This is a genomic window from Corynebacterium sp. SCR221107 (assembly GCF_027886475.1).
Classification (GTDB): domain Bacteria; phylum Actinomycetota; class Actinomycetes; order Mycobacteriales; family Mycobacteriaceae; genus Corynebacterium.
Window position 1 is genome coordinate 1,489,030 of record NZ_CP115670.1, and the last position, 12,688, is coordinate 1,501,717.

The following is a 12,688-nucleotide window of genomic DNA, read 5'->3' on the forward strand; positions in this document are numbered from 1 at the left end:
GCACCGTGGGGCAGTGACTGCACACCGTATGCGGTAGGGTAGTGCGTTATGAGTATCGATCCGACATTGCTTGAGGTTTTGGCCTGCCCGCAGGACAAAGGCCCCCTGGTTTATCTGGAAGACCAGCAGGTTCTGGTCAACGAGCGCCTCGGCATCGCCTATCGCATCGACGACGGAATCCCGGTCATGCTTGCCGACGAAGCCCTCACCTGGCCACCAGCACAATAAACCGAAGCGGAAGAAAGAATCTCAACCACGATGAACATTATCGACGAACTCACCTGGCGTGGGCTCATCAATCAATCTACCGACCTTGACGAACTCCGCGAGGCCTGCGAGCAGCCCATCACCTTGTACTGTGGCTTCGATCCCACGGGGGCCTCTTTGCACGCGGGTCACTTGGTTCCCTTGGTCATGCTTAAGCGCTTCCAGGAGGCCGGGCACCGCGTGATCACCCTCGCCGGTGGCGGCACCGGCATGATCGGCGACCCCCGCGACATCGGCGAGCGCTCCATGCTCACCCTGGAGCAGGTCGAGGCCAACGTGGAGTCGATCAAGAACCAGATCCGTAGCTTCATCGATTACACCGATGACCGCGCGATCATGGTCAATAACGTCGACTGGCTGGGCAAGATGAGCCTCATCGAATTCCTGCGCGACCTGGGCAAGAACTTCTCGCTGAACACCATGCTCGATCGCGAGACGGTCAAGCGTCGCCTCGAAAACGATGGCATTTCTTACACCGAGTTCTCCTACATGCTGCTGCAGTCCTTCGACTACGTGCAGCTTCATCGCGAGTATGACTGCGTGCTGCAAATCGGCGGTGGCGATCAGTGGGGCAACATCGTCTCCGGCGTTGACCTCAACCGCCGCATGAATCAGGCCAAGGTGCACGCCCTGACTGTGCCGTTGGTGACGGACGCGCAAGGTCAGAAGTTCGGCAAGTCCACCGGCGGCGGCAAGCTGTGGCTCGACCCGGAACTGACCAGCCCGTACTCCTGGTACCAGTACTTCCTCAACGCCGGCGACTCCGTGGTCATCGACTACCTGCGGTGGTTTACTTTCCTTAACCAAGAAGAGATTGCGGAGCTGGAGACCGCAACCCGGGAAGAACCGCACAAGCGGGCGGCGCAGCGTCGCCTCGCTCAGGAAATGACCACGCTGGTCCACGGTCAAGCCGCCACCGACGCTGTGGAGCTAGCCGCCCAAGCGCTGTTCGGCCGCGCCGAGCTGGACTCCTTAGACGAGGACACCCTGGCCGGTGCCTTGTCTGAGACCACCATCGCTGAGCTGGAAGCCGACGCCCCGAAGACCATCGTCGACCTGCTCATCGCGACGGGCTTGGCCGATTCCAAGGGTGCGGCGCGCCGCACCGTGAAGGAAGGCGGAGCCTATGTCAATAACCAGCGCATCGACTCCGAGGATTGGGAGCCTTCCGCGGACACCTTCCTTCACGGCCACTGGCTCGTGCTGCGCAAGGGTAAGAAGAACTTTGCCGGTGTGAAGCTGGTCTAGTTCTCTCCGTGCGTGGTGTTCATCCAGGCGCTCGACGTTGATCAACCGAACGGTTGATGGGTCGAGCGCCTGTTTTGGTCATGGGGTCGGAGGCGGAATGGGGCACAATGAGGATTATGAACAAGATCTTCAATGCAGCCGCCATCTATACAGCGCTCGGTTTGGTCGCCGGTGTCTACTACCGCGAGTTCACTCGCTTCAATGACTTCCCGCTGACCGAACCCACTTCGCTCGGTACTGTGCACACGCACATCTTGGTTCTGGGCACTATCGTGCACCTGGTCCTCTTAGCCCTTGCGGCAAGCCTGAAGATCCACAAGGTCAAGCTTTTCGACACCTTTTTCATCGTCTACAACCTTGGCCTGATCTGGACCGTAGGATTCATGGTGGTCAAGGGATCCTTGCAGGTGACACAGCCGGGATTCGAATTCAGTGCTGGTCTAGCAGGTGCCTCCGGCCTAGGGCATGTCGTCTTGACCATCGCCTTCATTCAACTGTTCATGGTGATCAAGCGTGCGATGAATCGTATGCATGCCGAATAAGAGGTGGAGCGCCGAGTGGCTCTTTCACTCGGCGCCTTTTTGCTTTCCGACGTTGAGGGGTTGTTTGTGCGTGAGGCAGTCGTTGCTGTGGCGGCTGTCTTTCTTATTGTGCGGGTTACGGGGTGTGAGCTGGGGGTTTGCGAAGTTTCGTGGTGGTGTGTAACTTAGTGCGAGTCGCTACGGCAGCCGGGAAGGCGCTGGTAGGGATGGATGACCGTAAGGTCGAGGAAAGTTCCTTAACACAGTGTTTGACAGTGTGAAGCTGTTTTGTGTAAGGTTTTTTCTTACCGCGTTCAAACGGGTTTCAATGAGTTTTTGTTTCGTGTTTGTCGTGTGTTCATGTTGTTTGAGAACTCAATAGTGTACCAATGCACTGGTGAATCGCATTTTTTTGTGGTTTGCTTTGTTTGGGGAGCAGGGATTGTTTCTTGTGGTGTGTGTTGTTGGTTGGTGTTGGTGTGGCCGGCGAGTAGTTGCTTGCTTGTGAAATATTAATGCTGGTTGATGATGCATGTTGGGGAATGGTTTTTGTTTCTTTGACGTGTTTGTGTGTCGTGTTTTTCCTCGTCGGATGGCGGCACACATGTTTTTTCATCTATTTTTTTGGACAATCATTTTTGCGACACATTTTGTTGTGTTGTGGGCTGGTTGTTTGTTTTTTGTCTGGTTTCAGGCTTTCCTGACCTTTTTTGAATGAGAATGTTTTTTCTTGTTTTTTTGTGGAGAGTTTGATCCTGGCTCAGGACGAACGCTGGCGGCGTGCTTAACACATGCAAGTCGAACGGAAAGGCCCAGCTTGCTGGGTGCTCGAGTGGCGAACGGGTGAGTAACACGTGGGTGATCTGCCCCTAACTTCGGGATAAGCTTGGGAAACTGGGTCTAATACCGGATAGGACAATCGTTTAGTGTCGGTTGTGGAAAGTTTTTTCGGTTAGGGATGAGCCCGCGGCCTATCAGCTTGTTGGTGGGGTAATGGCCTACCAAGGCGTCGACGGGTAGCCGGCCTGAGAGGGTGGACGGCCACATTGGGACTGAGATACGGCCCAGACTCCTACGGGAGGCAGCAGTGGGGAATATTGCACAATGGGCGCAAGCCTGATGCAGCGACGCCGCGTGGGGGATGACGGCCTTCGGGTTGTAAACCTCTTTCGACAGGGACGAAGCTTTGGTGACGGTACCTGTATAAGAAGCACCGGCTAACTACGTGCCAGCAGCCGCGGTAATACGTAGGGTGCGAGCGTTGTCCGGAATTACTGGGCGTAAAGAGCTCGTAGGTGGTTTGTCGCGTCGTCTGTGAAATTCCGGGGCTTAACTTCGGGCGTGCAGGCGATACGGGCATAACTTGAGTGCTGTAGGGGAGACTGGAATTCCTGGTGTAGCGGTGGAATGCGCAGATATCAGGAGGAACACCGATGGCGAAGGCAGGTCTCTGGGCAGTAACTGACGCTGAGGAGCGAAAGCATGGGGAGCGAACAGGATTAGATACCCTGGTAGTCCATGCCGTAAACGGTGGGCGCTAGGTGTAGGGGTCTTCCACGACTTCTGTGCCGTAGCTAACGCATTAAGCGCCCCGCCTGGGGAGTACGGCCGCAAGGCTAAAACTCAAAGGAATTGACGGGGGCCCGCACAAGCGGCGGAGCATGTGGATTAATTCGATGCAACGCGAAGAACCTTACCTGGGCTTGACATATACAGGACTGGGCCAGAGATGGTCTTTCCCTTTGTGGCTTGTATACAGGTGGTGCATGGTTGTCGTCAGCTCGTGTCGTGAGATGTTGGGTTAAGTCCCGCAACGAGCGCAACCCTTGTCTTATGTTGCCAGCGGTTCGGCCGGGGACTCATGAGAGACTGCCGGGGTTAACTCGGAGGAAGGTGGGGATGACGTCAAATCATCATGCCCCTTATGTCCAGGGCTTCACACATGCTACAATGGTCGGTACAACGCGCTGCGAGCCTGTGAGGGTGAGCGAATCGCTGAAAGCCGGCCTCAGTTCGGATTGGGGTCTGCAACTCGACCCCATGAAGTCGGAGTCGCTAGTAATCGCAGATCAGCAACGCTGCGGTGAATACGTTCCCGGGCCTTGTACACACCGCCCGTCACGTCATGAAAGTTGGTAACACCCGAAGCCCATGGCCTAACCCCTTTGTGGGGAGGGAGTGGTCGAAGGTGGGATCGGCGATTGGGACGAAGTCGTAACAAGGTAGCCGTACCGGAAGGTGCGGCTGGATCACCTCCTTTCTAAGGAGCATATATTTTTTTTGTGTTGGTGACTGGTTAGTCACCATTTGTTTTTTCTAATCCGGGTGGAGCATGCCACCCCGACACGAATGTGTGCCACACGGTGGGTGTGGCTGGTGTTGGGGTTTGTGGCATCGACTGGATGATGCGCACCACGTTGTGTGTTGCGATTTGTGTTTCTCAAACTGTGTGTGTTGGTGTGCTGTTGGGTGTCTGGAACATGCATGTGTGTGTTTCTGGTGGCCTTGCTGCTACTGCTGCCTTTTTTTGTGCCTCTTTTTTTGTGGGGTGTGGGTGGTTGGTGGTGGTGGGGTGTGTTGTGTGAGAACTGTATAGTGGACGCGATGTAATTTCATTGTGCCTGCATGACTGTGTGTTGTGTGGGTGGGGTGAGAATTAATTTTTTTTCTTGTTCTTTGTTTTTAGTATTTTTTGTCTTTGGCAATTTTTTGTGTGTGTGTTGTTTGGTTAAGGGCACACGGTGGATGCCTTGGCAGCTTGAGCTGATGAAGGACGTGTAAGGCTGCGTTAAGCCTCGGGGAGTTGCCAATAAAGCGTTGATCCGAGGATGTCCGAATGGGGAAACCTGGCCGTGGTTATGTGCGGTTACCCACTGGTGAATTCATAGCTGGTGTGGGGGTTACGCGGGGAAGTGAAACATCTCAGTACCCGTAGGAGAAGAAAACAATTGTGATTCTGCTAGTAGTGGCGAGCGAACGTGGATGAGGCTAAACCATGTGCATGTGATACCTGGCAGGGGTTGTGTGTGTGGTGTTGTGGGGTTCAACTGTTCCTGGTCTGCCAGCTGGGTGCGCAATGTCAATGCTGTTAGCGGAAGTGGTTTGGGATGACCTGCCGTAGAGGGTGAGAGTCCCGTACGTGAAGGTGGTGTTGGTTGTGTTGTTGGTGTCCCCGAGTAGCAGCGGGCTCGTGGAATCTGCTGTGAATCTGCCGGGACCACCCGGTAAGCCTAAATACTCAAGTTGACCGATAGCGGAATAGTACCGTGAGGGAATGGTGAAAAGTACCCCGGGAGGGGAGTGAAATAGTACCTGAAACCGTGTGCTTACAATCCGTCAGAGCCTCTTTTGTGGGGTGATGGCGTGCCTTTTGAAGAATGAGCCTGCGAGTCAGCGGCATGTCGCGAGGTTAACCCGTGTGGGGTAGTCGTAGCGAAAGCGAATCCTAACGAGGGTGTTTTTAGTGGCATGTTCTGGACCCGAAGCGGGGTGATCTACCCATGGCCAGTGTGAAGCAGCAGTAAGATGCTGTGGAGGCGCGAACCCACTTAGGTTGAAAACTGAGGGGATGAGCTGTGGGTAGGGGTGAAAGGCCAATCAAACTCCGTGATAGCTGGTTCTCCCCGAAATGCATTTAGGTGCAGCGTCGTGTGTTTCTTCCTGGAGGTAGAGCTACTGGTTGGTTGAGCGGGACCACAATCTTAGCAATGTCAGCCAAACTCCGAATGCCAGTGAAGTCAGAATACGGCAGTGAGACTGCGGGGGATAAGCTCCGTTGGTCGAGAGGGAAACAGCCCAGATCGCCGGTTAAGGCCCCTAAGCGTGTACTAAGTGGGAAAGGATGTGGGATCGCGAAGACAGCCAGGAGGTTGGCTTAGAAGCAGCCATCCTTGAAAGAGTGCGTAATAGCTCACTGGTCGAGTGGTTCTGCGCCGACAATGTAGTGGGGCTCAAGTACACCGCCGAAACCGCGGCAATCAACATTTGTTTGTTGGTTGGGTAGGGGAGCGTCGTGCACGACGATGAAGCACCTGGGTAACTTGATGGTGTGGAGTGTGTGCGAGTGAGAATGCAGGCATGAGTAACGAATGATATGTGGAAAACATATCCGCCGGATGACTAAGGGTTCCTGGGTTAAGCTAATCTTCCCAGGGTGAGTCGGGACCTAAGGCGAGGCCGACAGGCGTAGTCGATGGACAACCAGTTGATATTCTGGTACCCGTGTATACGCGCCCAATGGTGAATCGGGGATACTAACCACCCACAAGCATCACAATATGCAACTTGTTGTATCTGTGGTGGGCGTGCGTGGGACCTGATCTGGTAGTAGCCAAGTGATGGGGTGACACAGGTTGGTAGCCAAGCCACTTATTGGATTGTGGTGTAAGCGTGTGGCCCGTGATATAGGTAAATCCGTATCACATATAAGGGTAAGGCGTGATGCGTACCCATTGTTGGGGATGTTGGTGATCCTATACTGTCGAGAAAAGCCTCTAGCGAGTGTGTACATGGCCCGTACCCATAACCGACACAGGTGGTCAGGTAGAGAATACTAAGGCGTTCGGGTGAACTGTGGTTAAGGAACTCGGCAAAATGCCCCCGTAACTTCGGGAGAAGGGGGACCACTGCTGGTGACAGACTGATTGAGCTGGTGGTGGTCGCAGAGAATAGAGGGAAGCGACTGTTTATTAAAAACACAGGTCCGTGCGAAAACGTGGAAGTTGATGTATACGGACTGACGCCTGCCCGGTGCTGGAAGGTTAAGAGGACCTGTTAGCACACCCTTGCGGTGCGCGAAGCGGAGAATTTAAGCCCCAGTAAACGGCGGTGGTAACTATAACCATCCTAAGGTAGCGAAATTCCTTGTCGGGTAAGTTCCGACCTGCACGAATGGCGTAACGACTTCCCTGCTGTCTCAACCACAGGCCCGGTGAAATTGCAGTACGAGTAAAGATGCTCGTTACGCGCGGCAGGACGAAAAGACCCCGGGACCTTCACTATAGCTTGGTATTGGTGTTTGGTTCGGTTTGTGTAGGATAGGTGGGAGACGTTGATGCATCATCGCTAGGTGGTGTGGAGTCGCAAGTTGAAATACCACTCTGATCGGATTGAGCACCTCAACCTTGGCCCATGATCTGGGTTGGGGACAGTGCCTGGTGGGTAGTTTAACTGGGGCGGTTGCCTCCTAAAATGTAACGGAGGCGCCCAAAGGTTCCCTCAGCCTGGTTGGCAATCAGGTGTTGAGTGTAAGTGCACAAGGGAGCTTGACTGTGAGAGTGACAACTCAAGCAGGTACGAAAGTAGGGACTAGTGATCCGGCACCTACGTGTGGAAGTGGTGTCGCTCAACGGATAAAAGGTACCCCGGGGATAACAGGCTGATCTTCCCCAAGAGTCCATATCGACGGGATGGTTTGGCACCTCGATGTCGGCTCGTCGCATCCTGGGGCTGGAGTAGGTCCCAAGGGTTGGGCTGTTCGCCCATTAAAGCGGCACGCGAGCTGGGTTTAGAACGTCGTGAGACAGTTCGGTCTCTATCCGCCGCGCGCGTTGAAACTTGAAGAAGGCTGTCCCTAGTACGAGAGGACCGGGACGGACGTACCTCTAGTGTGCCAGTTGTTACGCCAGTAGCAGCGCTGGTTGGCTACGTACGGAAGGGATAACCGCTGAAAGCATCTAAGCGGGAAGCCTGTTTTAAGATGAGGTTTCACTCGAGGTACCCCACAGACTATGGGGTTGATAGGCCAGAGTTGGAAGCATCGCAAGATGTGCAGACGACTGGTACTAATTTACCAACAAACAACAAACATCCTGCTAAAAACAAAACAACAACAATATCATCGCGTCCACTATGCAGTATCTAACACAACACCAACACCAACAAACAACCTATTGTTCCAATAACACGTGTCGGTGGTCATAGCATTGGGGACACGCCCGGTCCCATTCCGAACCCGGAAGCTAAGCCCAATCACGCTGATGGTACTGCACCCGGGAGGGTGTGGGAGAGTAAGTCACCGCCGACCAAAAACTTCAAAGTGAACGACAAGAGCGTGCGTAGTGAGGTAAGGTATATCCCTTGTCTTCACTACACACGCTCTTTTCGCATGTCTACAATCACGTGCACCCTATTGATTGAGGAAAACCTTATGGCAGACAATCGCCCATACCGTAAAGACAGTAACTCCCATCGCACCTCCGAGTCCCGTGTTGGCCGCGGCCACGGCGGGCATGGTGGTCAGGGTAATCGCGGGGGCGATCGTTATCGTAGTAATGACGGCGAACGCCGCTACGGTCGCCGCAATGACGATGGAGAGCAGCGGCGCTATGGACACTCTGAGGGACGCGATGGGCAGCGTCGTTTCGAACGACGAGATGACCGCCGTAGCGATTCGCGGCGCGGTGAATCACGCGACGGCGAACGCCGCTATGAGCGCCGTGATGGTGAGCGCCGCTATGAACGTCGCAATGAGGAGTCGGGCTCTCGTCGTTACGCTGGCGGCGAACGCGATAGCCGAGGCGCTAAGGGCAACACCGGTGGTAAGCGCCACGCGCAGCGAGGCGGCAAGGGCCGTGACTTCAATCAGAACGGGCCGCAGCGCGCGGGGTATCGCGAGGAGCGCATCCAACGCCGCCAAAACGAACCAGATCTTCCTAGCGATCTTGACATCAAGGATCTTGATCCGCTGGTACTGCAGGATCTGAAAGTCTTGTCCAACGATAATGCAGAAGCGGTAGCTAGGCATTTGTTGATGGCCGCGATGTGGATGGCCGATGACCCGCAACTGGCTTTGCGCCACGCCCGCGCCGCCAAGGACCGCGCCGGACGCGTTGCTGTGGTTCGCGAAACCGCCGGCATTGCCGCCTATCACGCTGGCGAGTGGAAGGAAGCACTGTCGGAGCTGCGCGCTGCCCGCCGCATGTCGGGTGGTCCTGGCTTGCTTGCTGTGATGGCCGACTGCGAACGCGGCCTGGGACGTCCGGAGAAGGCCATTGAGATTTCTAAGGAGTTCGAACCTTCTCAGCTGGATGCGGAAACGAGGGTTGAGCTTGCCATTGTCGTCGCGGGTGCTCGTTCGGATCTCGGCCAGCTAGACACCGCTGTGACCACCTTGCTGCAAGCACATCCCAACCCGAAGAAGAAGACCCCGACCATGGCTCGATTGAGTTATGCTTACGCGGATGCGTTAGCGTCAGCCGGGCGTCTCGAGGAGGCACGCGAGTGGTTTGGGCACGCCAAGGAACAAGATGTTGAGGGATGGCTTGACGCTGAAGACCGATTGGCCGAACTCGGCTAGCTTCAACTAGCCCCCGCATCTGAGAAGAACCTGCCGTCACTTTGTATAAAAGGTGACCGCAGGTTCTTGATTTTTGGTTCGAATGGTTGGCGTCTTTGACAGTGGAATGGGGGAATAGAGGGGCGTTCCACTAAGGTGGTTGTCATGACTATCAGCAGTGAATATGACGCTTTTCTCTTTGACCTCGACGGTACCGTCTGGGAGGGCGGACGAGCTATCGAAGGCGCAGTTGATAGTGTCAATGCTTTAGATAAGTCGGTGGTTTACATCACCAATAATGCTTCCCGACACCCTTCGGTGGTAGCGGACATGCTGACCCAGATGGGGATTCCGACTAAGACTGGGCAGGTGCTTACGGCAGCGCAGGCAGCCGTGTGGCTTGCGTCGGAGGAATTGAAGCAAGGCGATGGTGTCTACGTGCTAGGCGCTGAGTCCTTCAAAGACCTTGTCGCCGACGCAGGGTTTACGGTGGTCGATTCGGCCGACGCCAATCCGAAGGCTGTCCTGCACGGACATAATCCTGAGACCGGCTGGGCGCAACTGTCTGAGGCCGCGTTAGCTATTCATCGCGGCGCCCGTTACATTGCCTCTAACCTAGATACGACCTTGCCCGCCGAGCGCGGATTGATGGTGGGAAACGGCTCCATGGTTGCGGCTGTGACCTCGGCGACCGGCGTCGTGCCGGTTTCCGCCGGCAAGCCGGAGCCAGCAATGTTCTATCAGGCGGCACAAATGGTAGGTGCTTCGCGTCCCTTGGCTGTCGGCGATCGCTTGAATACAGATATCGCCGGAGGAGTGGCTGCGGACATGGACGTATTCCACGTCCTCACCGGTGTTTCGAAGCATTGGGCGCTGGTTCATGCCATTCCTGCTGAACGCCCGACGTTTATTGCGCGGAACCTGACGGATCTTTTCCAGCCACGGGAGCAATTGCTCCCCACGGAATGTGGCGGTTTTGTGTGCGATTTAGATGGTGCCGACCTCATATTGCGCGGAGGCACTGTCGACTCAACCTCTGTGCAGGCACTGCGCACGGTATTGGAGAAGGCCTGGGCTGGGGATACCTTCACGGGAAAGGTGCACACCGTAGGTGAATTCGCGGACAAGGCCGTGGCGTCATGGCTATAGGAGCATCGCGGCCGAACCCTGGTTCTTTGCCACACACACAGCCGCGACCAGGCGCCGGTGCCCCGATTCCGCATGATCCGAGGCAGCAGACCATCACCCCACAGGAGGTGGAAGCCAAGGTCAATGAGGCGTTGGCACAAGACGTGGACACCTTGGCTGAAGAGGCGGAGGTGTTGTCCCGGGCGCATCAGATTTTGCACGAGGCGTTGCAGTAACGCGAAGATGCCACCGTGTCCTGATTGAGCCATCACAGTGATGGAAGAAGAGGTCAGTAGGACCCAGTATCAGGCCCGTGGTGTAGGTTTGCAGGGTTGACATAGTAATCGTTTTTTCGCTGGGGAGTGCTGGAAGTGGCTGGTCGTTACCGTTTGGATGCGGAGCTCGTTCGTCGCAAGATTGCCCGTTCGCGCGAACAGGCGCAAGACCTCATCAAAGGTGGTCGCGTCTATGTGGGCGGTATCTTGGCAACGAAGCCGGCTACCCAGGTAACTCCCGAGGTCTCCATTCGCGTAGAAGAAGATGCTATCGATGATTGGGCCTCGCGAGGAGCGCACAAGTTGCTCGGCGCTTTGGAGGCCTTCGAGCCGAAGGGCCTGTCCCTCGAGGGAAAGAAGGTGCTTGACGCGGGCGCTTCAACGGGAGGCTTTACGGACGTTGCCCTGCGTCGGCAAGCAAGGCGCGTCGTTGCCGTCGATGTGGGCTACGGGCAACTGATCTGGCGACTGCAAAACGATCCGCGCGTGTTGGTTCTCGATCGCACCAACATTCGCCATCTCACCCCCGAGATGACCGAAGGGCCGTGCGACCTCATGGTCGGAGACTTATCGTTTATCTCCTTGCGCCTTACGCTGCCGGCGATCGTAGAGTGTCTTGCCGAAGGGGCGGATTTGCTGCCGATGGTCAAGCCCCAGTTTGAGGTCGGGAAGGATCGTCTCGGATCGGGAGGGGTGGTTCGTAGCCCACAATTGAGGGCGGAGGTCACCGCTGATGTGGCGGAATTTGCGCAAACGTTGGGGCTTAGCCTGGTCGATGTGGTGGCCAGCCCGCTGCCTGGACCGAGCGGGAATGTGGAATATTTCCTATGGCTAAAGAAAGGCTCCGCCGATGGCGCGCACCCCGTAAAGTCTAGGGAGGAGATCGAAGCGTTGGTCTCCCTCGCGGTTGAAAAAGGACCTCAGTAGAACATGCATGCACATCCTCGCACAGTGTTACTTGTCCCTCATACGGGACGTCGCAGCAATGTCGCCTCGGCAGCTTTGGCGGCTGAGCTTTTGCATGATTCAGGCATTGACGTGCGCGTTCTCGTTCACCCCAACGATACGACGATTGAAAATCACCCCGTGCTCAGCCAGTTCAAGCGGGTCACCCATGGGCCAAAGGCGACTGTTGGGGTGGAGCTGGTTCTGGTTCTTGGCGGTGACGGCACGTTCCTGCGCGCCGCTGACCTCTCACACCAGGCTGATATCCCAGTTCTTGGCATCAACTTAGGACATGTTGGTTTCTTGGCGGAATGGGAAAAAGACTCGCTCGACGAGGCAATTGCGCGTGTGGTCGCAGGTGACTATCGAGTCGAAGAACGCATGACCATTGACGTTGAGGTACGAGATGCGGACGGCGAGGAAATTGGTCATGGATGGGCGCTGAACGAGGTCAGCATCGAAAACAACAATCGACGCGGTGTTCTCGACGCCGTGTTGGGCGTCGACGGCCGCCCGGTGAGCTCCTTTGGGTGCGATGGCGTGTTGATCTCCACTCCGACCGGCTCCACTGCCTACGCGTTTTCTGCAGGCGGGCCAGTATTATGGCCGGAGCTGGATGCAATACTCGTTGTGCCGAACAATGCCCACGCGCTGTTTACCAAGCCTTTGGTGGTCAGCCCGCACTCAGTAGTAGAGGTAGAAAGTAAGCCCAATACCTCGAGTGCGACGGCGGTAATGGATGGTTTCCGCAATATCGACATGCCGGCGGGTTCCAGCGTGAGCGTGCGCAAGGGCTTCCGCTCGGTCAAGTGGATTCGCCTCGACGACCTTCCCTTCACCGACCGTCTCGTGACCAAGTTGCGCCTGCCTGTCGAAGGTTGGCGTGGTATGAGCCATAAACGATCGAACGCTGAGTCTTCCCTAGTAGAGGGTTTTGATGCGCAAGAAGCTGCCGATTGTGAGGACGATTCCGGCAAGTATTAGCTTCGAACACGAATGAATTTTCGAGTATCGAATTTCTGTGGTAT

General features: G+C 55.7%; 8 protein-coding genes and 3 rRNA genes. All 11 read left to right on the top strand.

All coding sequences use genetic code 11. The features are described 5' to 3' along the window. Nucleotides 1–48: 48 nt before the first annotated feature. The 11 genes from PAB09_RS06550 (at nucleotide 49) to PAB09_RS06600 (ending at nucleotide 12,644) form a co-directional block, all read left to right on the top strand. Nucleotides 49–228 carry a Trm112 family protein gene (locus PAB09_RS06550; protein WP_271035199.1) on the top strand — a complete coding sequence of 60 codons (180 nt, stop codon included), beginning with the start codon at nucleotides 49–51 and terminating at the stop codon, nucleotides 226–228. Nucleotides 229–258: 30 nt separating this feature from the next. Continuing rightward, entirely contained in the window at nucleotides 259–1,515 is a 1,257-nt protein-coding gene (gene tyrS / locus PAB09_RS06555; protein WP_271035200.1) for a tyrosine--tRNA ligase, read from the top strand. Nucleotides 1,516–1,631: 116 nt separating this feature from the next. Further along, nucleotides 1,632–2,057: a DUF2871 domain-containing protein gene (locus tag PAB09_RS06560; RefSeq protein ID WP_271035201.1), complete on the top strand. Its 426-nt coding sequence runs from the start codon at nucleotides 1,632–1,634 to the stop codon at nucleotides 2,055–2,057. A gap of 716 nt (nucleotides 2,058–2,773) precedes the next feature. Beyond that, a 16S ribosomal RNA gene (locus PAB09_RS06565) occupies nucleotides 2,774–4,296 on the top strand. Between the two features lie 458 nt (nucleotides 4,297–4,754). Continuing rightward, nucleotides 4,755–7,842 (top strand): 23S ribosomal RNA (locus PAB09_RS06570). 102 nt (nucleotides 7,843–7,944) lie between these two features. Further along, nucleotides 7,945–8,061 (top strand): 5S ribosomal RNA (gene rrf, locus PAB09_RS06575). Together the 16S, 23S and 5S rRNA genes form the textbook arrangement of a ribosomal RNA operon. A gap of 123 nt (nucleotides 8,062–8,184) precedes the next feature. After that, the gene (locus tag PAB09_RS06580; protein WP_271035202.1) at nucleotides 8,185–9,333 is read left to right on the top strand and encodes a hypothetical protein; all 1,149 of its coding nucleotides are present in this window, start codon (nucleotides 8,185–8,187) and stop codon (nucleotides 9,331–9,333) included. 144 nt (nucleotides 9,334–9,477) lie between these two features. After that, nucleotides 9,478–10,461, top strand: coding sequence for an HAD-IIA family hydrolase (locus PAB09_RS06585; RefSeq protein WP_271035203.1), 984 nt, complete (start codon nucleotides 9,478–9,480; stop codon nucleotides 10,459–10,461). Then, a complete protein-coding gene (locus PAB09_RS06590; RefSeq protein WP_271035204.1) occupies nucleotides 10,452–10,676 on the top strand; it encodes a hypothetical protein in 225 nt (74 codons plus the stop codon). Before PAB09_RS06585 ends, PAB09_RS06590 begins: the two co-directional genes overlap by 10 nt. Before the next feature lie 135 nt (nucleotides 10,677–10,811). Further along, nucleotides 10,812–11,642, top strand: coding sequence for a TlyA family RNA methyltransferase (locus PAB09_RS06595; RefSeq protein ID WP_271035205.1), 831 nt, complete (start codon nucleotides 10,812–10,814; stop codon nucleotides 11,640–11,642). Between the two features lie 3 nt (nucleotides 11,643–11,645). Then, nucleotides 11,646–12,644: an NAD kinase gene (locus tag PAB09_RS06600; protein ID WP_271035206.1), complete on the top strand. Its 999-nt coding sequence runs from the start codon at nucleotides 11,646–11,648 to the stop codon at nucleotides 12,642–12,644. Nucleotides 12,645–12,688: the final 44 nt, after the last annotated feature.